This is a genomic window from Arsenophonus nasoniae, assembly GCF_004768525.1.
GTDB lineage: Bacteria > Pseudomonadota > Gammaproteobacteria > Enterobacterales > Enterobacteriaceae > Arsenophonus > Arsenophonus nasoniae.
In genome coordinates, this window is sequence record NZ_CP038613.1 from 1,933,930 (window position 1) to 1,955,514 (window position 21,585).

A 21,585-nucleotide genomic window follows, 5' to 3' on the forward strand; every position below is an offset into this window, starting at 1 on the left:
TTATGCCTTAACCTCAAGCACTTTAATCGCATTGGAATCGACTAATCCACCACCGAGATATTTATCAGTATGAATTTTGATAAAGCCAGGCTCAGTAATATTGTCAGGTCGTGTACGGGTGCCTGTCTGATGGTCAACAATGGTGTAGCCACGTTTAAAGTCACCCAGCGCTATCACATCATCATTCATAAATTCAAGGTAATGAACCGATAAACCCAACAGACTATCAGGATCACCCACTTGTAACCGTTCACGCCAGATATAATCACCATTGCCATTTTTCAATTTTTGTACTTTGGCAGCGGTGTTTGAGTTCATCACCCAGACAGCATTTTTACGGTATTTATTTTTTAGCGTGAATTTCAGGTCAATCAGGCTATCGGCTTCCAGTTTGGTCACTTCCTGCTTTTGCAATGTGCCAAAACTACGCGCTTTATCGGCTTTCGTATCACGGGGATAGGATAGAAATCCTTTTGCTTTCTTTGTACCGTTACCACTGACTAAATCGGTTTCTTCGGTATCAACAAAGGTGTCAGCGATTTCACGGGTCAACCAGCCTAAAATATCGACATCACTAAAATCCAGAATTTCCTGTGTTGTCTTGGGATAGGCATAGACAGGAAATAACTTGATACTCACTTCTTCCAGTTTAGGGGTAGCGGTTTCGGTTCTGGCTTTGCCTTCTTCACCGTGATTGATCACGGCACCACCAACAGACACCAGTTGCTTATATTCGTTGCTGTGAGTGGTCTTGATAGTACAGATTTTACGCATGACGGACTCATCACTGAGACGTTGCATAATCTGTTTATTCAGTTCAGGGATAACGGTATAGCCACCATCAGCCGGAACCCCAGTCGAAAGCCCGCGTGTTTCCCCTGTCAAAACATAATGCCTTAATGCATCATTTCCTGTTCTTTTGTACAGGCTTTGCCGCTAATGTTCTTTCTTCATCAGCGAGACTTTCATAACGGGCGATTTCAGTATTGAGGGTTTCCGACTGATGACGCAACGCATCAAAGTTTTAGCTTCATCTTCGGTCAGTGTTCGTTTTTCTGTTTCTGCTAATGTCAGCATTGATCGCATTTGTGCCGTTAAATCGGCTTTTGCTGACGTAATTCAAGTAGTCTTTTCAAGGTTGGCTCCTGCATGCAGTGATTGTCTTGACTGAACATGCAGAAAAAAAGCAGCTAAGGGAAGGTGATATAAACCTTAACCGCTTTTAGTAACCATGAATATTTCAAAATACACCTGCATGAATCAGGAACCTCAATTTAACATGATGAAAAATAACAGGAAACAACCTCACAGGAAGGCAAAAAAGATGAGAAAACATGAGAACCAATAATTTACATAACTTTACATTAATTATTTATTAAAACATTAATAAGGGTTGCACCCGTTTTAGTGAAAACATCATGAGCTATTTTGGACAATCGGTAATCACTGCCTACCAGGAAAAAGAAAGAATTTTTTATGATGATCCTTGTTCTCTTTCGAAAAGATAAAATTTATTTAATAATATTTCTCATGTCAGAGAAAAAAATAAAAATATTTTAGCGTGCGTTTTATATAATTAAAAAAAACTGGAAAACTGTTCATACTGTTCACCAATTCAATAAAAGATATATATATCAATAAATTATGTGGTGAATAGTTTTGTGTTAAGTGTTCACCACTGTTCACCCTTTCAATAAAGTGTTCACCTTTTTATGGATTGCTTTAGTTCAGGCAATAATAGTATAACGTATTGATATATAATATATTTATTTGCAATCATTAACAATCAAAACACTTTTTATTAAATATTAATAAACACTTCCATCTTTTATTTTTCTTACAAGATTAAAAAATTATTTTATTAACCAACTTAAATAAATATTAATTTTATTTATAAATAAATTGAAGTTAGAAAACTTTTTGTTCATTACCCCTCCCATAAAAAGGTGAACAGTGGTGAACACTTGGTGAATAGTTTTAAGTTAAGTGTTCACCCTTTAATTTATTGATATATATATCTTTTATTGAATTGGTGAACAGTATGAACAGTTTTTACCAAAAAGTTTTATACGCATCTATTTTTTGTCTAACGCGACTTAAATAAAAAATTCTTTCCTTTCCCTGGTAGGCAGATAAAAAAGCCAGCCTTTTACTGGCTGGCGTTGTTTGTTTAGTATTGGCTGATGCTGGTTTGATATTACGGTGTCTATAATTTATGTTAAGGTACACTTGGCAACCAATCTTCGGCCTCCACTTCATTTAATTCCAGATTTGTTCTATATCCATGTTTTGTTCTTTCTCTAATATACCTTTTACCCAGTTCTTTAAGCGCATTATTAATCGAGCGTCCAAAGGCGGTTAAACTCAAGGCGTTTTTATTACCGTTCCCTTGCATATAAGCCGTGTAAGCATGGTATAAATATTTCCTTGGCACTGGCGGGTAAATATTGGCGTTCCCCATCAACATACCGCTAGCAGCTTCTAATGTAATGAGATAGGCGCAAAAATCGATGAGGGGGTCACTTTCCCGTTTGATTTCTATCGCTTCCCCTGATCCCCTTTGTTCAAGTAATAACGCTTTTGCGTCTTCTGGATCATCAAAAGTTGCCAACAATCGACGTACAATGACAGCGATCTCACTTGAAATCTTTTCCGCTAACCTAGAATCTTTATCTTCGTCTTTTACCTTGTTATTGAACTGGAATATCACTCGCCTACGGGCTACACCGTCTGCACGTTCAGTGAATATCATAGGGGTATTATTTGTTGCAATAACAACGGCTCTTATTACAGTGCTATACTGATGTTCATATTTAGGGTCAATTTCAATTAAATCACCGCCTGTTATGGCTTTTGCTCCCGTGGCTTCTCCTATGTACTTCGGTTGATCGGGGAGGGTGATCAATCGTTTACTAACGAATTGTGCTCGCCCTCTCGCGGTATCTAAAGCGGCCATATTGCTACTTCCGGTATTATCTTCACCTACGAGTAAAGTGGCTATTTGGGCAAAAACACTTTTACCGCTTCCGCCTATTCCTGTAATTTCTAAAAACAGTTCCCAGTCATAGCGGTTAGCTAAAATCATATATAACCCTGCAAAAATCCGTTTCATTTTATACGGGTCACGATTAGCAGCATGATCTAACCATTTATGAAAATGTGGAGCATGATCCCGTAAATTTTCATCGGGTGGGGCGGGTCTATATTCAATCCCATTGTGATTTAATAACCAGTTATCGGGCTGGTGTGGTGAAAATACTTTAGTTTTAATATTAAAGACACCATTAGCAAAAGGAATAACATCGTTACAAGGCTTACCCAACTTAGGGACAATAATTTTCAATGCCTCCACCGCATTATTAACCGCTCGGTTGCTAAAGTTGGTGTTATGTTGACAATAGATATTGCCCATTTCACGAGCCAGATCAAGGTGGGAAATTTTTTCCCATATCCCTGATACGTAGCGATAAAATACCTTACTATCACTGTGTACAGCGATCCCCTCATAACGTTCAGCCAGCAACAAGGCTTTTTCATTGTCTGCCATTTGAGAAAGATTGTTACCCGTCTTTTGCTTGTCAGGCTCAACTTGATACGCCCCCTCTATAAACGCCTGTTTTGCTGCCTCAATCCCATGTTGCTGACGGTAATCATCCCAATCAGCTTTTTCTTTGGTTGGCGGTATGGTGACCCAACCATTAACCACTTTTGCGGTTTTCTCCGCTTTAATCTTGCCAATATTGGCTTCATCGGGCTTAACATCATTATCCGCCGCAATAATGATTTTTGATTGAGGGTAATGCTTCCTGACCCATGTAGCAACGGGTAATAAATTACCTTCATCAAGCGCTGCCAGTACCACGCCTTCATGCAACTGGCTCACGGTTAAAGCGGTTGCATATCCTTCGGCAATTAACACCGTATCGGGCGTTCCAGTGAAATCAACGACGGGAATATAGCCACCTTTTTTCTTTGTGCCTGAGATAAAGCGCTTTTCACCGTTAGCTCTGATAATCTGAGCACCCAGTAATTTATCACCCTGTTTTACGGGTAATATCATCGAGCCATCTTTTAATAGCTTAACTGAACAGGTATGACCTTTGAGTATTAAGTACTGAGATTGACCTAATGTGGCTTCTTCTAATAACTTTGCGGATTTTTTAATAGCATCCGTTAAAGGCGGTTTATCTGATATAGTCGTTTCTTTTTGGACAGGTATTGAAATAACCTTAGCCACTTCCTTAGCCGCTTCCGTGACATCAACATTAAATAACCGTCTCACTAAATCCAGTCCGTCACCACTACCACACTGATTACAGATAAATGTGCCGTTACCTTCCTTATCATCAAAGCGAAAGCGGTCTTTACCCCCACAAGCTGGACAAGCGGTATGACGATTCAAGGGGACTTCTGCCCCCAGTGATGCTAATATACCTTGCCAACGTCCTGTGGCCTGCTGCTTAACCTGACGGATTAAATCAATATTTCTCATGATTTATCCTCCTGAGCAGCAGCGCTATCCGCCATGTCATTCATCATGTCAACCCACATATCAAGCCCCATCCCTGACAACTTGCCGTTCTCAACGCACAGGTCAAGTATTTGTTCAGCGACAGATTCCCAAGATTTGTATTCATCTTTCAACGGTTTTAATGCATAAGTATCAACCAGCTTCCGAATCCCTTTTACGCCGTCGATAATATCAACATGAATAGCGTCATCTTCGGTGTATAAGGTAAACCAGTCTCCGCCGTTTTCTGCTCTTACATCCTGATAGATTGCCTTAGCAAAAGCGTTAGCCCGTGCATTCAGGCGAAAGTTTAAAGTGATTAATGTCATCTTTCCCCCTTAATGCACCACAGCAACGGGCTGAACATTGCCGTTAAGCACATCATCGATAAATAGGTTATGGAGTTGGGCTAAAATTTCTTGCCCCATAAAGGAAAGTTTTAAACACTTAGCATTACTGACTTCTAGCATGTTTCGATAAAACGTCAGAATATATTGCTCTGCGTCTTCCTTGGTCTCCCTAGAATAAAAAGCGCCTTCAATATTATTCTCCATGCCCATGCGTTCAGTCGCCAGAAAAATAGGAAGGTGATAGTTTTTATGGGTGTAGTAAGGCTGACCATTTTTAACGTTGCATTGCATAACGAAAATAGCCGAAATAACACAGCGTACGGACGTGATCACATCGGCTTTGTTAAAATCGTCTTTTTTCCAGTATTCATCGATTAATTTCAGGATTAACTTAGGGTCATCATCCCAATGACCCTCATTAACACGATTAGGGATATCCGCCACAGGAATCGTTATTTTTTCAATATGCCCCTGTTCGTTTAAATGTGTAAGGCATACATTTTTGCCAATGGTTTTTATTTTATAGCTCATCTTGACCCCTTCCTTTTTTTAGCCTGTTTGCGCTTACACTTTTTCGACTTAGTGCCTGTGTGCTTTGAGCCACTGACATAAGTGTTAATCCCAGGATTTCTTATAAATTGGGGCTTCACTTTTCCCTTAAGAAAAGCCCGTGTATTCTTAGCGTTAAAGGTATTATCCCGCCCTGAGTTATAGCCATCGCTAAAAGTAATTAATGGTTGTTCGTCATATTGTGTCATGTTCATCTCACGCCCTCCGATACAGGGAATCCTTCACGCTGATAGAGTGTGAACTGGGCGTTTTCTGCGTTGATAATGAGTGCCTGAGCAATTTTAGGTAAGCACATCAACGCCTCACTCATCCGGCATAAATCCGCTTTCGCCTGACTATCGGCATAGTTTTCATTGCTACATGCCCAATATGCGCATTCACCAAAGGCTTTTAGCCCTGACATAATCCCATCAAACCCTGCCTCACAAGCACCTTTCATTTCTCTTAGATCTTTAGTGCTCATCGCCTGTAAATTATCCGCTATGAGGTAATGCTGAATATCAGCCATGATGTACCCCCTTGGTGAAATCACCTAAATCACAGATAGACAGTTGGGAAAGTTCAATAACGGTTTTGATGGCTGGACGAAGGCGCTTAAGCTCTCTACGGCGTAGGGTCATCGCTGCACTGCCTGGCTTACCATGACCAAGATAAGAGTCCTTCTCTGCCTTAACGACAAGATGTTGCGCTTCCTCCGGTTTCATCTGGCTTAACTCTTCAAGCGAAGGAATATCAACATGACGGAGTTCACCTAAGGTGTTACGGCGGAAATAAACATTGACTAGCTCTTTTTGTATTTTCCAAGAAAGCTCATCACGAAATGACTTAACGATTAACAAATAACCTGATTCAGTTAGAACCGTTAGCCCCCTGTTTGGCACAGAAATTCCTAAAGTATCTAATTGATACTTTAGAGATACTGGAATCGATAAATAATCTTCCTCATAGACAAAATGTTCTCTATGGCGGTTAAATGCGACTCGTGTAGTTCCTTTAGGGCGATCATGTGCCTTATCAATCATGGCAAAAGTAACAACACGCTTACCTTGGTACTCCACAACAGGCATCGCCCGATTATGGATAGCGACAAAATTAGACATGTTGTCCCTCCTTACCCATGTCTAGCATGGTCACGAGGGTATTAGCCCTTTCAGACGCCAAAAACACTAAATCAGATAGATAAAAGGCTAGGCTATTATCCTTTTCTACTGCTATCTGATTGATACAATTAAGCAAAGATGCCGTTATGGTTGCATAGTGAAGAAGATTGTCATTATTGACATAAGCGCTATTCATAATGTCACCTCCTCTAAATCCTGACGAGATTTAGCCAAGTCCCTGGCATATTCCAGTAGGGCGAAAGCAATGTCTTGTGACTGAGGGTCGTTAAATAAATATTCCATCGTCTCAAGCAATGTCGCTATGACACTTAATCTGTCTAGAGGGTGCGGATAGAGCGTAGCGCATGGGCTATTACGCATGAGCCACCCCCTGACGAGCAACAAAGACTAAATGACGATTGCCAGCCAAGAGACGAGCTTCATTTTCACTTTTAGCTAGAACACTTATTAGACGAATAGGGTTAATTTCAGATAAACGGGTTTTACCCTTTCCAATTAGGAAGGTATATTTATACATAGCTACCTCGATAAATAATCTATCGTTGGTGGTTAGCCCTCGTGTGGTACGACGAATACCATTCGGGGGCGTTGTTTTATTACTACACATGCCATACACTTGGTGTACAAATAAAGTATAGATAGGAGTAAACCAAGTGTCAACCATTAGTATGTCAGGAAAAGGAAATAAACAAATAGCACTAAGAGTTGAACCGCCATTGGAGCAAGGAATAAAAACAGCATTATTAGAAGACGGCGATGCTTCTGTTTCAGCTTGGATTAAACGAATAATAAGGAAAGAATTAAAATCACGGGGTATCAACTTAGAATCCAAGGGGTAAATGATGCATAAAATTCCTTTAATTATATTGGCTGTACTTGTAGTTTTGTTATTTATCAAATCATGTGCACCATCAATGATCCCATGCGGAAAAAATGAAGGAGATCTTTTGCGTCCAATTTGTGAAAAAATCTTTGGCATCCCCCCCTAAAGGCTGAAATCGCTTAGATACATATTCCGCTGATTGCTTCTGAGCCAATCCAGCCAACCCAACCAACCCGATATTATCGGGTAGCCTCATCATCAGAGAAAAATTTCCTTGATGTTCTGAGTGACCATGAGCCACTCGCTTTGTTTGTTTATTAACCGTTCCTCTTAATGATGAATGGTTATTTTTTGCACTACTCAAATTTGAGTAGATGAGGTATTTTAAGCTGCGGTTAGATGGTTGTTTTGTATACTGCACAAATTGAATCAACCTATTGTTTTTAATGCTTTCTTTTGTGCGCACCTCTCTAATGGCTTGTACACCCATGTTGTTTAATTTCTGAACTACACTTTTTGTGTAGTGACCTACACTTTTTTTGTAGGTCGACTTGTTCAGGCGATTAAATATATCGCCCCCCTGATTTTTGGCATAAAGAAGCCCTTCACGGTTATTCACCGTGTTTTGAATGTTCATATTGAACCTTATTTAATTAATTGAGCGGTGAGTCATGCTGCTTGGTCAGAAAAAGGGGACTTTCGGTAATCACTGCCTGCCAGGGAAAGGAAAGAATTTTTTTCTAACCGACTTCCTCTTTAAGTTGTTACAGGTCTTTATAGGTTTTTAGAGGTATTTTATCTACCTATACCTAATTAACTAATTGATATTAAACGGATTAAATGTAATTGGTACAGGTGATACAGGTTTTTTAGGTTTTCTGCCAAAAAGGGGACTTTTCCCCTCATCAGTGAGATTGACGGCTGTAAGGATTATTCACGTTCTTCACCTCTGGCGGATTGCGTGCCCACCATAGAACATCGCTTAATAGCCATGAGACGGAGTTCTTTCCCATAGGTATACGCTTAGGAAATTTTCCTTCTTCCTCTAACACCCATCGACGGGAACGGGATAAACCAGATATCTGCTTACATTCGGCTTCCCTGATTCGGCGATCATACTTTTGACCATATTCATCTAAAATAAATTGTCTTTCTTCTCTGGTAGGTTCAGTAAATTTAACCGTTATCATTATTTCTTCTCCATAATAAAAAAACCCCGATTAACGGGGTTCAATTCATGACATTTAATTTTTATACGTTCTAGTTATTCAGGTTTCCATGTGCCTTTTATCCAAGCCTGAACTTCGGATAATCGGTATAATCTGGTTTGTAGTCCTATATTTATTTTTAAAGGAAATCTGCCCCTTTTTTCTAAATAATATCTATGATTTCTACCTAGCGAAGTTAACCATTCACATTCTTCTTCTTTAATTAATCGGTCAATTTCATCCATATTTTCTATCTCAGCACGAGTTAATATTAGTATCATAAAACCATCTTCTTTTTATAATGCGTTTAAATAATCTACCCACCAAACAAGCGCTTCTCTTTTCCTATTCATATATTTACTTCGATTGTATATTCCCGCTACACCAGTTAATGTGTGACCAAGTAATTGTTCAATAACATTATGTTCAAATCCGTTATCACTAAGATTTGTAGCGATTACTCTTCGCATATCATGTGGAGTCCATTTTTCTAAATGATTAAGCCTTTTCCATATTTTTATCATGCTGATACTGGCTGCACTCTGACGCATGTTAAAACCAATTACCCTCTCTCTATTACAAGTTGCTTTGTTTAATAGTGATAGCCATTGTTTAAAATTATAGGGAATGGGTCTAATAATTTCTCTACCATTTTTACTATGATGAGGGGGGACTCGCCATATATCATTTTCTAAGTCCCATTCATCCCATGTTGATAATATTATTTCAGAAAGACGACAACCAAAGACAATAAGAAATTTTAAAATAATTCTATTTTCATATGAGATAATATGATTATCATATTCTTTATTCACATAATGCCACAGCGCTTTTAATTCATCCTTTGTTAACACTCTCTCTCTTTTATTTGATTTTTTTCCTACATCACTTACATCTAAATCGTCAATTTCATGGCTGATTGCATATTTTCTAACCCTACAAAATTTTAAAGCCTGTTTTGTTGTTTTTAACATTGCGCCTGCTTGTACCGGAGCAACTTTTTTTATTCTATCGAAACAGTTAACCCACATAGACAACGAACAATCATTCAATGGAATATCTCCAATATCGGAATAAATATGTTTCATGAAACAACTTTGAATATATTTTGCGCCTTTTCTTTTATCTTGAGCATAATTATTAATCCAGTATTCTAAGCTATCTTTGACTGTAACAGGTTTCAGTAAATCATCTTTGGTTATTTTGATTTGTATTCTCGGATCTTTACCCCCAGCTAACCATATTCGACAATTATCTCTCTGCTCCCTTGCGGCTTTTAAACTTAAATCTGGGTACTTGCCTAATGTTAACCATATAGGCGCGCTCTTTCTCCCGTAAAGGCGAAAGAAAAAAACAAAACTTATCGTACCTGTTTTACTTATTCTTATAGCTAACCCATTACCATCAGCAATAGTTTGTTGTTTTTCGCTTAATTTACCATGTAAGGATCTTAACTTTTTATCACTGAGCTTGTTGACTGCCATGTAGCGCCCTTTTTTCAATTTGCAATACACATTGCAATACACAGAGTTGTGTAAAAACCAGAAAACACGAAAAAACACGAGAACAATAAAAAATGAATAATCTATTTTATATCAGTATCTTACAAACAACACGAGGACGGCTAATCCATTATAATTAGCAGATATTACATTCTTTGTTATAAAATTCGTCCTAGCTGAAACCTGCTCCTGTGCTTTTTTTGCAAGGCGGCGCATATCATCCCATCGCTTGCAAATACCTAATCCAGGATTGGCTTTTTGCCACATCTTCTCGTCAAACGGATCATCTTTCTTGTCTAGGGTATAAATAATGCCAAAGAAGGAATCGTCTTCAACCTGCCCCTGTAAAACCTTGATGGCATAATCGCGTAATTCGTAGCATATGCCTTCTTTATTAAATCCAGCGGTGGTAATACCGAAGAGCAAGGATTGTAATCTTGCACCTGTTGCCGTCTCTAATACGTCCCAAACATCACGCGTTTTGTGTGCGTGCAGTTCATCGACAATACCGCAATGGATATTTAACCCGTCCAAATTATTTGCATCGCTGGATAGTGGTTCGAATTTTGAAGCGGTGACTTCTTGATAAATCGCTAATTTATTGAACTCAAAACATTGACCAAGGGTATGTTTAGCCTTCCTTATCATGTTTTTTGCATCTTCAAAGACAATGCGAGCCTGATCACGAGTCGTGGCGGCTGAATAAACCTCTGCGCCACCTTCGCCGTCTGATCCGGTCATATAAAGTGCAATACCTGAAGAAAGCGTTGATTTGGCATTCTTACGGGCAACTTCGTTATAGGCGGTACGAAAACGTCTGACCATCACGACTCGTCCACTGCCATCATTACGGATTACCCTTTCCCCCGTTTGTTCATCGACTAAAGGGATAACAAATCCAAAAATATTGATCAGGATAAAAATATGCCAATCCATCAATTTTATAGTTTGACCGGCAAGATTACCTTTTACATGGGGCACAAACTGATAGAAATTAAGGATATGTTGTGCGCGGGGGAAGCTAAAATAGATACCCCGTTCTTCACCATGCTCAAGGTCATTCAAAAAGCGTTGACACGCCAATCGTACATATTCACACGCGATGATATCACCCGACACAGCGCGTTGTGCATAGCTAATGCCTTCCGCTACTTTTGCCATTAGTCTATCCTGCTTTTCAAAAATTCGACAAACGGATCTATTTCGTTTGAAGCCTTACCGTTTACTTTTGACCTGCTAGCGGGGGTCATGCCGAATTCAGCTTGCATTCTGCAAATGCGCTTCCACGCATCGGCCATCATGGCAACTTGCGGATGTGGACGGATCATGACGTTGCCGTCAGTGGATGTTGTCTTGTAGGTCTCGCCTTCTTTGTCAATAACATCTCGATGTTTTCGCCATTCGACATACGCCCCAACCAGCAATTCCAGAGCCATACCATCGATAGCAGTAATAACGCCTATCGCATCTAGCCGTTCGCAAAGAACCTTAAACCAGTAGCGTTCTTGCTTGTTAAAGTGTTTTGGTGTTGGGGGAACCCCTTTTTCGGGTTTTGGCTCATTTTTATTAATTGCCCTTTTTGAAGGATTACCCCTTATCAAACGTAGATGTGTCGGTGTTTTTGGGGGTCCAGACATAATTTAAAATTCCTATTAATCGCGCAATTGGGATACCTATAAAAAGGTTTTCTAACCTGCGGTGGTGTAAAAAAAGGCAAATCGGCGGTTCCCAAAGGTAAAAGAGGGAGCGATTTTACCCGCCCCTCCCTCGCTTTTCTCTTGCGGTCTTCGTGCGATGGCATGGCCAACATAACGCTTGCAAGTTACTTTCTGCATCATTGCCGCCTGTTGCTTTTGCGAGAATATGGTCAACGGTGGTTGCGGTTATCAATCGCCCTTCAACTAAACATCCCTGACACAAAAATTTATCACGTTTTAATATTTTTTTACGGAGATGATCCCACTTTGTACCATAGCCACGCTGATGACGGCTTTTACCTTGTTGATAATCTTTCCAACTTTGGTTTCGATGTGCGTCACAGTACCCACTGCATTCAGTTGTTGTCTTGGCACAACCGGGTTTGCGACAGGCACGAGGAATACGTGGCGGCATAGTCCTCCTTAAGCATTCACTTCTTCTGCTGATTTTAAATATATATCAGGCGCATCAACTATTATCTCATCAGTCACAATGAAAGAGGCCTTAACACGTGGAATTTCCTGCGGTTTACTCTCTATAACCGTCGATTCCTGATTAGAGAGTATCTTGCCATTAACGGTAAGTGCATAGCCTTTAAACACACCCCTAATAAACAGTTTTGATAATTTTATCGATGTCTCTTTTTCATCATTGATTTGTTTATCTCTTGCTTTTTTCGCGCCTTCTCGAGCACCTATATTACAAGCCTCTTGTACTGCCATTTGCAAACTGGCTGGATATGTTTTCTCTTCGTTAATTGACCCCATTTGTTGCATCAAATTAGCAATACGTTGCAAGCGATCTTCTAATTTAATGAGATCACTATCATCAGCCTTTATTCTTACTCTAATTTCTGGTGCATTTTTTTCAGACATAGCTCACCTATTTCAAATTAATGGTAATCTTTAATAATTATTTCCAACTGAATGGTGGCCAACCTGTTAAACCACCACATAGCAAGCCAAAAATAAACGTAATTATTGGATAAAGGAGCCACCAATATTCATGAATGATTTGATAAAAATCCTGCAACTTTACTCACCTCTGATTAGTTTATTAACATTCTTTTTGGGCTTATATATTGGTAACAAACACGCCATAGGTAGAGATAAAAGACAAGAGTTTAATGAACGTGCTGAACCCATAATTGACTATTTTGATTATATGCAGTCATGGTTTGAACAACGGGGTTTTACTACTGCATTCCTCTTACCAGAATCTGCCATAACATGCTTAATGCGACGGTTATCTAAAAGACAACAGAAACGCTTCGAAGCTTTAATTTGTCAATATCAATCGACTTTTAATCAGCTCAAGCATGAAAAATCCAGAACGGATGAGGCATACAATTTATTATTAAAACAGGTGGCAGATATAAAACTATTTTTACGCTTAAAATAAATCAAAATTAACCACTACACTGTGTTTTGATGTACTGCTGTAGATATTCCGTCTGCTTTTCGTTCTCAGCTATCATCTCTCTGAGATGGAAATAATCCTGTCTAGCTGCCTCACCAAGTTGTGGGCTGGCTTCATCATATCGGCTCTTGGGGGTAGTGGTTTTGGATGCACGACACACGGCATTGACGCGCAACCGTTTAGTGCCAGCACGAACAGCATCATGCAGCTTAGCAATTTCAGCTTTGGCATTATTGAGTTCCTTGGTGTGTTGAATGTCGAGCTGGTGCAAAGCATCGATTTTTCGCTTCTGCAATTTCAACGCTTCAATTTGCTCGTGATATTGCTGTTTTAGCGTTTGGTAGTTTTGTTTGACGGTTTGGTAACGGGAGTGGGTGAAAACGAGTGATAAAATCAATGCAGCAATAATCACTACGATAAATGTGACAGGTCGCCATAACATATTACGCTCTCTATTTCCCGGCGGGTCATTAACCCTTTCCACTTTCTGCCATCGACATAAACCCAGCGTTTCATTTCATCACAAGCGCCTTTTCGGTCATCAGCGTTGAGCTTTTTGAGTAACGTGGATTTAGCGAAATTCCCCACGCCCACGTTGTAAGCAAATGAGTAAAGGGCTGCCTGAGTGAGTGTATTGATACTGACCTTAATCAGTGGGTCAACGTAACGTTTTATCGCTTTCAAATCGTCATCAAGCCACTTATCACATTCCGATTTAGTGTACGCCCGATTACGCGCAATATCCTTACCGGTATGGCCATAGCAAACAGAAAGCACACCGCCCCCATCGAAATAAGGCTTAAGTCTCAATCCCTCAAAATGCGTTATCATGCTTGACGCTAAAAACAACGCACTACCGCCCGTCGCCATGAGTATTTTTTTCGGTATTTTCATACTGACGCTCCTTGAGTCTGTATTCCTTTTTGCGGTAGTACACGTTGATTAAAAATGTCCCTATCGTGCAGCCAATACCCATCACCGCTACCCACTGGTCAAGGGTTAAAAAATCAAAAATCGTTGTTATAACGCCCCCGATGGAGGTCATGATGCCCCACAGATAGGCCGCAGGTGTTGAGTATTTTTCTGACATGCGCATATACCCTCCCACTGAGGGTTCCATTGCTTTGAATTATTTGTTAAAAAAGAGGAGGGCATAAATTTTTCATGATAATTTTCCAAAAAAGAATTCAAAGCATCAAATAGATATTTGAGATAAACTTTCAATTCAGCCCAGAGTAACCAATCTAAGGGATGGCTGATTTATAATAGCTTCTAATATAAAATTATCTTTTACCAAGACTTTGTCTATGACTGCTTGTTGATAAGTAACTTTACAATTTGTTTTAAAATTTGTTTTAAAATTGGATGTAGCCTTTTTTACATGGGTTAAATCTAAAGCATTTTGAAGAATAGCATTAACACTATGTTCTGATTTAGTACAGTAGTTCACCTTATTCATCTCTGTGAACTGTTTTTCCAATTTACCTATTCTACTTTCTAATACTTCTATACGTTCGTCCATACTTTAACCTCATGTTTAACAATTGAACAGGAAGCCAGCCGCCTTACTCATTTTCATTATTGTTTTTGTGAGTATTGCGGTGGCGTAAATGAAAAAGCCCACCATCAAGCAGATGTTAAAAATTCGTAAGTTGATCTTTTTTTGCTCAAGAATATAATAACGACATATAGTGTATATTTTGAGTAGTAGACACTATATATATAGGAATCCCTGATAGCGATAACTATCAGGGACAGAAGATAAAACGACAAGGTTTTACATGTGATCACGCATTTAGTTTATTCCACTTGATGATCTGTGTAAAGCCCTGTTTATATACAGGACTAATTATTAATGAATTTCTTACACAAAAGAATGCAATTAAACACAGGTGACACTGTTGTTATAAATTGTACCCATCAATGCAACATACTTATGACAACAGACTCTGAATTTAATAATTATCGTAATGGAAGAACATTTCATCATCATGGCGGTGGCGGATTTTTTAAAAGACTACCTGCTCAACTTACTGTTCCGCATAATGGATATTGGAACATAACACTAGATCTTGGTGGAGGCTCAGCTACCCTCAGACATTCTATATCTGTCATTCCAGCACATTAACTCCGCTCTAGACTGTTCTAGTGCATATTCCAGGGCGGATATAATTTCATGTTGCGTTCCGTCCTTCGTATATCCCTTTGATGCCATGCCTTCACCTTTTTCAATGTTTCTATACCAAACAACTTCATTTTTATTTTTTATAATAATCCGCATACGATACCTGTGACATTACCTTATATGTACCCTACGAGCTTATAAAAAGTAGTGCACAAACAAGATATAACTATTTGGGTAACAACAAAACTAAAAAAGAAAACCCCGCAAAAAGCGAGGTGAGCAAAAAAATAATTAATCGAGGTTTTATTTATCAGCGTACATTTCTGCTGGACGCAAAAAATCATTGTGGGCACTTTAGCATACCTTTTGCGGTCGCACCAGTGTTTGATAACTATTTGTACGATATTTGTACAATGTGTCGATATCTAATTGAATATCAAGGGTTTCTAAGCATCCCAAAACAAATCCTTCCGCAATTTGCATTCTTTTTCGCACCTCATCCTCGCGTACCGCAAACTTTCGCGCGATGGCGCGCTTGGAGATGCCACGGATATAATAATCCTCAATGTAACTCAACTCTCTCGCCATCCCCACCGTGTTAAGGCGACTGACGCATACATCAATCACCAGCCCATCCGCATCACTGCACGATAATCGGGAGGTGGAAAATGGCATGAAGCGATTAAAACCTGATGCCACAGGCAACCAGCTCACCGAGGCATACGGATTACCCGCACACCAACCGCCCCAGTGGAGTAGTATTTTCTCAATGTCTCTGCTCATGATCTTTTCGCTCCTCCTAGAAGTGTGAAAAACGTAGAGGTGGCACAGGGTGGTGCTTAAAATACCTATCAGCCCCCTGTACTAAGCCTTACCGTATCTACATCTTTACAAAAAAGGGGGGAGGTGGCAGATACTTTAAACATATATATAAAACACGTATATTATGTAACATAATATTACACTATCTCGCACGTAATATGTTAAAACACATGCCACCTACCACCTTTTAGGGTTTATGCTTTGATTTTATTGATTTTTTTAAGGTGGCAGTTATTCTTTTATATGCCACCACCTGCCACTTTTCTCGCTCTTAAAAAAATAAAAGTTTTAAAAGTAAGTGCCACCTACCACCTTCTCTTGTAAATTTTCGCATTTTTCTAATTCGGTACGTACTTCTTCGTTTGTTAACTTTCTTTTTTTAACAAGTATCCAAGGACGAACTGTGTCGCCTTTAAATTTTAATTTTGCATATTGCGTCAACCCTTTTGCTCTTAAAATCGCCGTAATTTGTTTAGCGTTGATCTCCACTGCTGAACCCATATCACCAATAATAAAATTAACTATCTGCTGATAGGTCATAACGGGAGAAATAGGCGCATCAATCAAATCGTGCAAGGTTTTGGCAACATCTGAACGGCTACTTTCTATCATGATCTGACGCTCTTCAGTATCAGGTGCTCTTTGCCAATTGAATTGATTCAAATCAATGGATTTTAAGTACCAAAATACCTGTGATATAAAATTAGCGTCTTGTAAATGACGATAAAGGGTTTCATAATACTTGACATCTTGTAAGTGATCAGGCCCCCCAAAGACTGCAATACGTCTGTCTTCTTCGGGGATAATAATGGCATCTATATGGTTTGATAAAAACAGAAAGCTGGTAAAAATGTCTTCAGTTATTTTCTTTCCATATTTATTATTAACTTCAAATCTAGGCTCGGTAAGAATGTCACGTAGTTGATCGCTAATTGAATACCGCTTATCCGTGTTTTCTCTTACTTCATCAACAGTACATAGTAGAGAATGATGTAAATAGTCATGGTATTGATTTTTACAGATAACATCCATTTTCGCCCTTGTACAATTCCAGGAGCCTAGAATTTTTTCCATCAGTTGAATCACCCATCCTCTGCCCGTTCCATGTAACAACGATATATGAAGAATAGTAATAGGGCATCGACGATCGGGGCGTTGGACTATCCAGGCTAAACGCGCAATGAAAAAGTCCCTTTGCTCTTTTTTAGGCAAAAGGTATTCCATGTGTTTAAGAAAGATGTTATCTGATTTATCAAAATTCGAAACCTTCGCATGGTCAGGTAGATAAAACTCATTAATATCAAAGCGCCCATCATGTCGTTTAATTAAACGTCCTTTGCCGGGTTGGTATCCAATACTTTCAGCCACTTGTTTTTTAGGATGCTCTATCCAGCGTTTCGTTGCAGAAGTTGGTTGACCTTTTTTACTTATTGATGGTATTTGAAAAGGCGCCATCAGATTTTTAAATGATTTCATCTCAATAACACAATTATAAGGGGGCCGTGATAAATCACACACCTGATCACCTTTGACTACATAAATAAAACGTTCAAGGAAATGGCTTGTCATATCCATATTGATATCGGTAAAACCCTCTTCAGTTTTATTATCCGACAGATCATCAAAATCATCTTTACCAAACCCAATAGCGTGCAAGAAATCGCCATCGTTTCGATGTGCACAACTGGCATGAAGACATTTGAAATGCCCTACTTCAAACCCCGCTGTATTTTTAGGGAAATACGCCGTACTGGTGACCCCACTATCAGTGCTATGTCCGCTTTCAAAAGGGCAAGTGATATAGCGTTCACCATTACGCCCATAGTCTAGTGTTAGCCCCTGGCTATCCAAGAACTCAGCGACTTCATCGGTTGCATTAGGCGTTACGATCGAACGGTCTCTTACTTTACCTACGCGATCAGACTCTGACGACGACACAACGGGCAATTCATCCGCTAAGTCCTTCCAAAAATCATTCAATTGTTTTTCAGTGATCATAAAAGGTTCAGACGGTAAATCATTATCCCATTGAAGCCGGGCACCAGTAGGATGCGCGCCGATGGCAACAAATTGTTGCCCTTTAGCGAGAAGCTCAATGATCCCCAAAATGTTTTTTAATCGATGTACACGTTTAGAAAACTCACCTTCTACTGCGATGAGGTAAAGGCATTTGTTACTGTTATTTCGAAAACGGCGTGGTGGGATTTGACCAAAGGACTGTAGCATAAAGGCCTGGATACGTGCTTGGACATCAACATCGTCACTATCACAATCCAGTGCTACTATGCCAGAGCCCGTTTTGACACATATACCGTAATCAGGCTCCATCATCCATTTTTCAATATCTGCCCCTGAGGAAGATTTGCTAGTCCATTCGGTTATACCAATAACCTGTCGCTGAGAATTATAGATTGAAGGCGTTTTACCTAGTGCTTTCATTTTACTAGAAGGCGAAATCGTAGCCTCAGCATTACAGACCACAGGTAATAATCTATCGGTATAGCCAAGGACTAAATCGAAGTGCACCCATTCATCAGGCAACGCACCCCATGTTTTTAGGTGATCACGCTCGTCATACGAGCCAGCAACAGCAGGACTCGGGCGCTGATCAGTAACACTACGCCCGACAGAATAATTTATTTGCATGGGTTATTTGGCCTTAGTGTTATTCTTGTCATTAACTAGTTTTTCAAGCTGTAATGCGCGTAATTCTGGAATATCATCACCCCATTGTGAGACTGCGCTTTTTGTTATTTTTAATAATTTTGCTAAATTAGTCTTATTACCCGCCAAATAAATAGCTTCACTTTTCTTCATAATTACGGCCTCCGAAAGATATAAGCATCATGTTAAGAATACTAAACAAATAAGTCAAGATAACATAACATCAAAAGAGTTAAGCTATCTAAACTTATTTAGGGGATAAAACCATGCAATGTGAAAGAATTCGTCAAGCTCGCAATCACAATAAAATGACTCAAGAATCTTTAGGGAAGCGAATTGGCGTATCAAAAGCAACTATATCTCAATGGGAATCAGGTACTACAGAGCCAAACGGCAAAAATCTTGTTAGTTTGGCTAAAGCACTTGGTGTAACTATCGAATGGCTGCTTGATGGGGATGAAAAAAATGCTGAAGTAAACGCTCAACTGGCAAACGCAAAAATTATTGGTAATTTTGCACCGTGGGATTCAAATACACCACTAGGTGAAGATGAAATTGAATTACCATTTTTTAAGGAAATATCATTATCGGCAGGAAAAGGCTCTTTTGTTACGCTAGATAACAATGGATATAAATTACGTTTTGCGTATTCAACCCTCCGAAAAGCCGGTGTTGATCCTGCAAACGCCGCTTGTGTAAGTATTACAGGTAATAGTATGGAGCCTGTTGTCCCTGACGGAGCCACCGCGGGGATAGATAGATCAGACACTAACATCAAAGATGGTCAAATGTATGCTATTGAACATGAAGGTATGTTACGTGTTAAAATATTATACCGTATACCTGGAGGTATACGGATCAGATCATATAATAGAGATGAATACGCTGATGAAGATTATATAGGATCTGATATAAGCAATATAAAAATCATGGGTAAAGTTTTTTGGTACTCTGTTCTCCTTTAAAGGTTCTCCACGCTCAATTCTCCCCCTAAAAACCTACGTTAAAAGTAGGTTTTTATTTCCCCATTTAAACAAAGTTTAAATATCTTAACTTTAGCCTTGACAATTATGTTTAGTAAACTTAATATCAGAAAATAAATCTTAACTTATATGTATTAATTTTTAAGTGACCAAACTCTCGCTCTTTAACAATTTAGAAAGTCGAAATGTACAGCGCGTTATGTCTGTAGTAGTGCAGTGGTGCACGTTGCATAGAGTGCGATCCGCTCTTTGCAGGACAGCAATGTCAAGGGACAGGCAGCCATAACAGAGTGTACAAACGCAAAAAACACTAATTATAGGTCATTTTGCGAAGTGGCCTATGGTGAGTGACGACAGTAATTCAAAAGGATTTAAGATATGACGAATGTAAAAAGCACCTATGAAATTAGGCGCTTTGAACAAAAAGCGGTTAGTGCTGTGTTTTTAGTTAGTGGGTATCTCCTTGAGGAGATTGAATGGCAGACTTTTCCAAGGTGTCAATATGTTTGGTTAGATCAGCAATGAGTGTTCGAGCCATCTGTGGATTAATAATAAAGAACTGAGTTTCCTGAGCTTCATTAATTGACTGCATAGGCGACGAAAGAAATTGAAATTTCAACGCCAGCGCATCGTAACCTGGTAAAGGACCGATTTTCCAACCAGCAATAGGAAACGTGGGAATATCATTTTTTTTTAGACATAATTTTTTCTTCTTTGTTGTTGTAGAGAACAGCAAGGATACCACCGAGCCTGATGTGGTGAAAAGACAGGCGCAATAAATTTAAATGCAATTAAGCAGTACCGCTCTTTAACACCCTTTCGCTGAAAAAGCGTAACCACAAAACACCCAAACAGTCGGTTTTGGGGTGTGTGAAATAACCAAAATACAGCCATTAAGTTAAAAGCCAACACCAGGGAACTACCAAGATGACTGTAAATATAATCCGGACACCTCCGGCACACACCACCAAAACCGATTTGTATTTAGGAGAAATGATGAAATTTGAAGAATTGAGTGAAAAATCTCAAGAGAAAGCCAGCGAAGCGTTACGGTATGCATTACAGGCAGAAATGGATTCAAATCGCGCTATCGATAAGGTCAGGGCGAAAGCACTTGCATCGGCCATCAGAGATGGTTTTATTGCGCTGGAAAGAGAAGCATCAGAAAAAGATGCTGGTAAAGATTGTGGCAAAGATAATATGAATTTTGGTTTTGCTAATTCATGATGTGTACGGTAACCAGGCTTCCCAATCGTCAACCATGCTACAAACTATTATAGATGGACTACCATAAGATAGAGGATGGGCAATACGATTAACTTGATTGCATATATCTTTTGCGGTGTTAGATGTATCACCTTGATATGTGGCATCTGGTAATTTTAGCAGTCTGTTATTATCGCTCATGAGTGTTCGATAAAATCCAAGTGATTTCATCCTTTCATGAAGAATTTCATATTGCTTTGAATCAGCATCATGCAGTTCAACTCGCGCCATATATTTAGCCATTGTTAATATCGTCTCTCTTTTATGTGTTGTGGGAAACACATAGTAACCTGTTTTGTGTGTTGTGGGAATACACAAAAGGGGGCGAGCCTGACGCGCCAGAAATATCAGGCATACCCTATCTAGTCCATCCCATCGGAAAAACCACCATGCAAAAAGCAAAAATCCTGTCATCGGAGCGATTTCCGATGAACAACAACGTCCGGCGCATACGCTATGTACAAAAATTAGAAGCGCTAAAACGCAATGGCAATCACCAGTTCCCTGTCACTATATACCGTTGA

At 39.3% G+C, this 21,585-nt stretch carries 31 protein-coding genes and 2 pseudogenes; 6 read left to right on the forward strand and 27 right to left on the reverse strand.

Annotation, left to right across the window (positions count from 1 at the left end; all coding sequences use genetic code 11):
• The 10 genes and pseudogenes from ArsFIN_RS09595 to ArsFIN_RS27435 form a co-directional block, all read right to left on the reverse strand.
• Nucleotides 1-1,136, reverse strand: a pseudogene (locus ArsFIN_RS09595) (phage major capsid protein).
• 1,082 nt (nucleotides 1,137-2,218) lie between these two features.
• The gene (locus ArsFIN_RS09600) at nucleotides 2,219-4,492 is read right to left on the reverse strand and encodes a primase-helicase zinc-binding domain-containing protein (protein WP_135677553.1); all 2,274 of its coding nucleotides are present in this window, start codon (nucleotides 4,490-4,492) and stop codon (nucleotides 2,219-2,221) included.
• The gene (locus ArsFIN_RS09605) at nucleotides 4,489-4,839 is read right to left on the reverse strand and encodes a hypothetical protein (protein ID WP_135677552.1); all 351 of its coding nucleotides are present in this window, start codon (nucleotides 4,837-4,839) and stop codon (nucleotides 4,489-4,491) included. Before ArsFIN_RS09605 ends, ArsFIN_RS09600 begins: the two co-directional genes overlap by 4 nt.
• 9 nt (nucleotides 4,840-4,848) lie before the next feature.
• A complete protein-coding gene (locus ArsFIN_RS09610) occupies nucleotides 4,849-5,391 on the reverse strand; it encodes a hypothetical protein (RefSeq protein WP_135677551.1) in 543 nt (180 codons plus the stop codon).
• Nucleotides 5,388-5,624, reverse strand: a complete 237-nt coding sequence (locus ArsFIN_RS09615; protein ID WP_135677550.1) for a hypothetical protein — start codon at nucleotides 5,622-5,624, stop codon at nucleotides 5,388-5,390. The genes ArsFIN_RS09610 and ArsFIN_RS09615 overlap by 4 nt, the downstream gene beginning before the upstream one ends.
• Nucleotides 5,621-5,938, reverse strand: a complete 318-nt coding sequence (locus ArsFIN_RS09620; RefSeq protein ID WP_135677549.1) for a hypothetical protein — start codon at nucleotides 5,936-5,938, stop codon at nucleotides 5,621-5,623. The genes ArsFIN_RS09615 and ArsFIN_RS09620 overlap by 4 nt, the downstream gene beginning before the upstream one ends.
• The gene (locus ArsFIN_RS09625) at nucleotides 5,931-6,530 is read right to left on the reverse strand and encodes an ORF6N domain-containing protein (RefSeq protein ID WP_026824154.1); all 600 of its coding nucleotides are present in this window, start codon (nucleotides 6,528-6,530) and stop codon (nucleotides 5,931-5,933) included. Before ArsFIN_RS09625 ends, ArsFIN_RS09620 begins: the two co-directional genes overlap by 8 nt.
• Entirely contained in the window at nucleotides 6,523-6,726 is a 204-nt protein-coding gene (locus tag ArsFIN_RS09630) for a hypothetical protein (RefSeq protein WP_026824155.1), read from the reverse strand. Before ArsFIN_RS09630 ends, ArsFIN_RS09625 begins: the two co-directional genes overlap by 8 nt.
• Nucleotides 6,723-6,911, reverse strand: coding sequence for a hypothetical protein (locus ArsFIN_RS09635; RefSeq protein ID WP_135677668.1), 189 nt, complete (start codon nucleotides 6,909-6,911; stop codon nucleotides 6,723-6,725). The genes ArsFIN_RS09630 and ArsFIN_RS09635 overlap by 4 nt, the downstream gene beginning before the upstream one ends.
• Complete coding sequence (locus tag ArsFIN_RS27435; protein WP_246067170.1) at nucleotides 6,904-7,158, reverse strand: hypothetical protein; 255 nt, start codon at nucleotides 7,156-7,158, stop codon at nucleotides 6,904-6,906. Before ArsFIN_RS27435 ends, ArsFIN_RS09635 begins: the two co-directional genes overlap by 8 nt.
• Before the next feature lie 46 nt (nucleotides 7,159-7,204).
• Between ArsFIN_RS27435 and ArsFIN_RS09645 the strand changes: the two genes are divergently transcribed.
• The gene (locus tag ArsFIN_RS09645; RefSeq protein ID WP_135677669.1) at nucleotides 7,205-7,390 is read left to right on the forward strand and encodes a hypothetical protein; all 186 of its coding nucleotides are present in this window, start codon (nucleotides 7,205-7,207) and stop codon (nucleotides 7,388-7,390) included.
• A gap of 72 nt (nucleotides 7,391-7,462) precedes the next feature.
• Here the strand turns inward: ArsFIN_RS09645 and ArsFIN_RS09650 are convergent, their stop codons facing one another.
• The 8 genes and pseudogenes from ArsFIN_RS09650 to ArsFIN_RS09680 form a co-directional block, all read right to left on the reverse strand.
• Nucleotides 7,463-8,011 carry a hypothetical protein gene (locus ArsFIN_RS09650; RefSeq protein WP_135677670.1) on the reverse strand — a complete coding sequence of 183 codons (549 nt, stop codon included), beginning with the start codon at nucleotides 8,009-8,011 and terminating at the stop codon, nucleotides 7,463-7,465.
• A gap of 268 nt (nucleotides 8,012-8,279) precedes the next feature.
• Entirely contained in the window at nucleotides 8,280-8,564 is a 285-nt protein-coding gene (locus ArsFIN_RS09655; protein ID WP_026823957.1) for a helix-turn-helix transcriptional regulator, read from the reverse strand.
• A gap of 74 nt (nucleotides 8,565-8,638) precedes the next feature.
• Nucleotides 8,639-8,863: a helix-turn-helix transcriptional regulator gene (locus ArsFIN_RS09660; protein WP_026824086.1), complete on the reverse strand. Its 225-nt coding sequence runs from the start codon at nucleotides 8,861-8,863 to the stop codon at nucleotides 8,639-8,641.
• A gap of 15 nt (nucleotides 8,864-8,878) precedes the next feature.
• Nucleotides 8,879-10,066 (reverse strand): tyrosine-type recombinase/integrase, encoded by a 1,188-nt coding sequence (locus ArsFIN_RS27440; protein WP_034250440.1) that lies wholly within the window; start codon nucleotides 10,064-10,066, stop codon nucleotides 8,879-8,881.
• A 165-nt stretch (nucleotides 10,067-10,231) separates the two neighbouring features.
• Nucleotides 10,232-11,245, reverse strand: a pseudogene (locus ArsFIN_RS27445) (terminase large subunit); the annotation flags it as partial.
• Nucleotides 11,245-11,721 carry a phage terminase small subunit P27 family gene (locus tag ArsFIN_RS09670; protein ID WP_135677583.1) on the reverse strand — a complete coding sequence of 159 codons (477 nt, stop codon included), beginning with the start codon at nucleotides 11,719-11,721 and terminating at the stop codon, nucleotides 11,245-11,247. The pseudogene ArsFIN_RS27445 and the gene ArsFIN_RS09670, both read right to left, overlap by 1 nt.
• Nucleotides 11,722-11,836: 115 nt before the next feature.
• Nucleotides 11,837-12,196 (reverse strand): HNH endonuclease, encoded by a 360-nt coding sequence (locus tag ArsFIN_RS09675; protein WP_135677546.1) that lies wholly within the window; start codon nucleotides 12,194-12,196, stop codon nucleotides 11,837-11,839.
• 8 nt (nucleotides 12,197-12,204) lie between these two features.
• Nucleotides 12,205-12,657 carry a hypothetical protein gene (locus ArsFIN_RS09680; protein WP_135677545.1) on the reverse strand — a complete coding sequence of 151 codons (453 nt, stop codon included), beginning with the start codon at nucleotides 12,655-12,657 and terminating at the stop codon, nucleotides 12,205-12,207.
• A 130-nt stretch (nucleotides 12,658-12,787) separates the two neighbouring features.
• Between ArsFIN_RS09680 and ArsFIN_RS09685 the strand changes: the two genes are divergently transcribed.
• The gene (locus ArsFIN_RS09685) at nucleotides 12,788-13,183 is read left to right on the forward strand and encodes a hypothetical protein (protein ID WP_135677581.1); all 396 of its coding nucleotides are present in this window, start codon (nucleotides 12,788-12,790) and stop codon (nucleotides 13,181-13,183) included.
• A gap of 7 nt (nucleotides 13,184-13,190) precedes the next feature.
• Here the strand turns inward: ArsFIN_RS09685 and ArsFIN_RS09690 are convergent, their stop codons facing one another.
• The 4 genes from ArsFIN_RS09690 to ArsFIN_RS09705 form a co-directional block, all read right to left on the reverse strand.
• Nucleotides 13,191-13,643 carry a lysis protein gene (locus tag ArsFIN_RS09690; RefSeq protein WP_135677671.1) on the reverse strand — a complete coding sequence of 151 codons (453 nt, stop codon included), beginning with the start codon at nucleotides 13,641-13,643 and terminating at the stop codon, nucleotides 13,191-13,193.
• Nucleotides 13,613-14,095 carry a lysozyme gene (locus ArsFIN_RS09695; RefSeq protein WP_135677672.1) on the reverse strand — a complete coding sequence of 161 codons (483 nt, stop codon included), beginning with the start codon at nucleotides 14,093-14,095 and terminating at the stop codon, nucleotides 13,613-13,615. The genes ArsFIN_RS09690 and ArsFIN_RS09695 overlap by 31 nt, the downstream gene beginning before the upstream one ends.
• The gene (locus ArsFIN_RS09700) at nucleotides 14,055-14,297 is read right to left on the reverse strand and encodes a phage holin family protein (protein WP_135677673.1); all 243 of its coding nucleotides are present in this window, start codon (nucleotides 14,295-14,297) and stop codon (nucleotides 14,055-14,057) included. The genes ArsFIN_RS09695 and ArsFIN_RS09700 overlap by 41 nt, the downstream gene beginning before the upstream one ends.
• 129 nt (nucleotides 14,298-14,426) lie before the next feature.
• Entirely contained in the window at nucleotides 14,427-14,723 is a 297-nt protein-coding gene (locus ArsFIN_RS09705; RefSeq protein ID WP_135677674.1) for a hypothetical protein, read from the reverse strand.
• A 354-nt stretch (nucleotides 14,724-15,077) separates the two neighbouring features.
• Between ArsFIN_RS09705 and ArsFIN_RS09710 the strand changes: the two genes are divergently transcribed.
• Complete coding sequence (locus tag ArsFIN_RS09710; RefSeq protein ID WP_246067171.1) at nucleotides 15,078-15,329, forward strand: DUF1883 domain-containing protein; 252 nt, start codon at nucleotides 15,078-15,080, stop codon at nucleotides 15,327-15,329.
• Between the two features lie 351 nt (nucleotides 15,330-15,680).
• Here the strand turns inward: ArsFIN_RS09710 and ArsFIN_RS09720 are convergent, their stop codons facing one another.
• The 3 genes from ArsFIN_RS09720 to ArsFIN_RS09730 all read right to left on the reverse strand — a co-directional run bounded on the left by ArsFIN_RS09720 (nucleotide 15,681) and on the right by ArsFIN_RS09730 (nucleotide 18,965).
• On the reverse strand, nucleotides 15,681-16,109 hold the full coding sequence (locus ArsFIN_RS09720; RefSeq protein ID WP_135677676.1) for an antiterminator Q family protein: 429 nt from the start codon (nucleotides 16,107-16,109) through the stop codon (nucleotides 15,681-15,683).
• A gap of 327 nt (nucleotides 16,110-16,436) precedes the next feature.
• Nucleotides 16,437-18,794, reverse strand: coding sequence for a DUF5906 domain-containing protein (locus ArsFIN_RS09725; protein WP_135677677.1), 2,358 nt, complete (start codon nucleotides 18,792-18,794; stop codon nucleotides 16,437-16,439).
• A 3-nt stretch (nucleotides 18,795-18,797) separates the two neighbouring features.
• Entirely contained in the window at nucleotides 18,798-18,965 is a 168-nt protein-coding gene (locus ArsFIN_RS09730) for a Cro/CI family transcriptional regulator (RefSeq protein WP_071846922.1), read from the reverse strand.
• A 113-nt stretch (nucleotides 18,966-19,078) separates the two neighbouring features.
• Here ArsFIN_RS09730 and ArsFIN_RS09735 point away from each other — a divergent pair, with 113 nt between their 5' ends.
• On the forward strand, nucleotides 19,079-19,777 hold the full coding sequence (locus ArsFIN_RS09735; protein ID WP_026824163.1) for an XRE family transcriptional regulator: 699 nt from the start codon (nucleotides 19,079-19,081) through the stop codon (nucleotides 19,775-19,777).
• A gap of 466 nt (nucleotides 19,778-20,243) precedes the next feature.
• Here the strand turns inward: ArsFIN_RS09735 and ArsFIN_RS09740 are convergent, their stop codons facing one another.
• Nucleotides 20,244-20,540, reverse strand: a complete 297-nt coding sequence (locus tag ArsFIN_RS09740) for a bssS family protein (RefSeq protein WP_246067172.1) — start codon at nucleotides 20,538-20,540, stop codon at nucleotides 20,244-20,246.
• A 251-nt stretch (nucleotides 20,541-20,791) separates the two neighbouring features.
• Between ArsFIN_RS09740 and ArsFIN_RS09745 the strand changes: the two genes are divergently transcribed.
• On the forward strand, nucleotides 20,792-21,022 hold the full coding sequence (locus ArsFIN_RS09745; RefSeq protein ID WP_135677678.1) for a hypothetical protein: 231 nt from the start codon (nucleotides 20,792-20,794) through the stop codon (nucleotides 21,020-21,022).
• On the opposite strand, the gene ArsFIN_RS09750 is transcribed toward ArsFIN_RS09745, so the two are convergent.
• Nucleotides 21,017-21,292 carry a hypothetical protein gene (locus tag ArsFIN_RS09750; protein ID WP_135677679.1) on the reverse strand — a complete coding sequence of 92 codons (276 nt, stop codon included), beginning with the start codon at nucleotides 21,290-21,292 and terminating at the stop codon, nucleotides 21,017-21,019. The two genes, ArsFIN_RS09745 and ArsFIN_RS09750, sit on opposite strands and share 6 nt — an antisense overlap.
• Before the next feature lie 35 nt (nucleotides 21,293-21,327).
• Between ArsFIN_RS09750 and ArsFIN_RS09755 the strand changes: the two genes are divergently transcribed.
• Nucleotides 21,328-21,585: a hypothetical protein gene (locus tag ArsFIN_RS09755; protein WP_135677680.1), complete on the forward strand. Its 258-nt coding sequence runs from the start codon at nucleotides 21,328-21,330 to the stop codon at nucleotides 21,583-21,585.

Coding starts and splice junctions, on each gene's coding strand:
- ArsFIN_RS09600 (WP_135677553.1), bottom strand. CDS start 4,492: ATGAGAAATATTGATTTAATCCGTCAGGTTAAGCAGCAGGCCACAGGA.
- ArsFIN_RS09605 (WP_135677552.1), bottom strand. CDS start 4,839: ATGACATTAATCACTTTAAACTTTCGCCTGAATGCACGGGCTAACGCT.
- ArsFIN_RS09610 (WP_135677551.1), bottom strand. CDS start 5,391: ATGAGCTATAAAATAAAAACCATTGGCAAAAATGTATGCCTTACACAT.
- ArsFIN_RS09615 (WP_135677550.1), bottom strand. CDS start 5,624: ATGAACATGACACAATATGACGAACAACCATTAATTACTTTTAGCGAT.
- ArsFIN_RS09620 (WP_135677549.1), bottom strand. CDS start 5,938: ATGGCTGATATTCAGCATTACCTCATAGCGGATAATTTACAGGCGATG.
- ArsFIN_RS09625 (WP_026824154.1), bottom strand. CDS start 6,530: ATGTCTAATTTTGTCGCTATCCATAATCGGGCGATGCCTGTTGTGGAG.
- ArsFIN_RS09630 (WP_026824155.1), bottom strand. CDS start 6,726: ATGAATAGCGCTTATGTCAATAATGACAATCTTCTTCACTATGCAACC.
- ArsFIN_RS09635 (WP_135677668.1), bottom strand. CDS start 6,911: ATGCGTAATAGCCCATGCGCTACGCTCTATCCGCACCCTCTAGACAGA.
- ArsFIN_RS27435 (WP_246067170.1), bottom strand. CDS start 7,158: ATGTGTAGTAATAAAACAACGCCCCCGAATGGTATTCGTCGTACCACA.
- ArsFIN_RS09650 (WP_135677670.1), bottom strand. CDS start 8,011: ATGAACATTCAAAACACGGTGAATAACCGTGAAGGGCTTCTTTATGCC.
- ArsFIN_RS09655 (WP_026823957.1), bottom strand. CDS start 8,564: ATGATAACGGTTAAATTTACTGAACCTACCAGAGAAGAAAGACAATTT.
- ArsFIN_RS09660 (WP_026824086.1), bottom strand. CDS start 8,863: ATGATACTAATATTAACTCGTGCTGAGATAGAAAATATGGATGAAATT.
- ArsFIN_RS27440 (WP_034250440.1), bottom strand. CDS start 10,066: ATGGCAGTCAACAAGCTCAGTGATAAAAAGTTAAGATCCTTACATGGT.
- ArsFIN_RS09670 (WP_135677583.1), bottom strand. CDS start 11,721: ATGTCTGGACCCCCAAAAACACCGACACATCTACGTTTGATAAGGGGT.
- ArsFIN_RS09675 (WP_135677546.1), bottom strand. CDS start 12,196: ATGCCGCCACGTATTCCTCGTGCCTGTCGCAAACCCGGTTGTGCCAAG.
- ArsFIN_RS09680 (WP_135677545.1), bottom strand. CDS start 12,657: ATGTCTGAAAAAAATGCACCAGAAATTAGAGTAAGAATAAAGGCTGAT.
- ArsFIN_RS09685 (WP_135677581.1), top strand. CDS start 12,788: ATGAATGATTTGATAAAAATCCTGCAACTTTACTCACCTCTGATTAGT.
- ArsFIN_RS09690 (WP_135677671.1), bottom strand. CDS start 13,643: ATGTTATGGCGACCTGTCACATTTATCGTAGTGATTATTGCTGCATTG.
- ArsFIN_RS09695 (WP_135677672.1), bottom strand. CDS start 14,095: ATGAAAATACCGAAAAAAATACTCATGGCGACGGGCGGTAGTGCGTTG.
- ArsFIN_RS09700 (WP_135677673.1), bottom strand. CDS start 14,297: ATGCGCATGTCAGAAAAATACTCAACACCTGCGGCCTATCTGTGGGGC.
- ArsFIN_RS09705 (WP_135677674.1), bottom strand. CDS start 14,723: ATGGACGAACGTATAGAAGTATTAGAAAGTAGAATAGGTAAATTGGAA.
- ArsFIN_RS09710 (WP_246067171.1), top strand. CDS start 15,078: ATGCAATTAAACACAGGTGACACTGTTGTTATAAATTGTACCCATCAA.
- ArsFIN_RS09720 (WP_135677676.1), bottom strand. CDS start 16,109: ATGAGCAGAGACATTGAGAAAATACTACTCCACTGGGGCGGTTGGTGT.
- ArsFIN_RS09725 (WP_135677677.1), bottom strand. CDS start 18,794: ATGCAAATAAATTATTCTGTCGGGCGTAGTGTTACTGATCAGCGCCCG.
- ArsFIN_RS09730 (WP_071846922.1), bottom strand. CDS start 18,965: ATGAAGAAAAGTGAAGCTATTTATTTGGCGGGTAATAAGACTAATTTA.
- ArsFIN_RS09735 (WP_026824163.1), top strand. CDS start 19,079: ATGCAATGTGAAAGAATTCGTCAAGCTCGCAATCACAATAAAATGACT.
- ArsFIN_RS09745 (WP_135677678.1), top strand. CDS start 20,792: ATGAAATTTGAAGAATTGAGTGAAAAATCTCAAGAGAAAGCCAGCGAA.
- ArsFIN_RS09750 (WP_135677679.1), bottom strand. CDS start 21,292: ATGGCGCGAGTTGAACTGCATGATGCTGATTCAAAGCAATATGAAATT.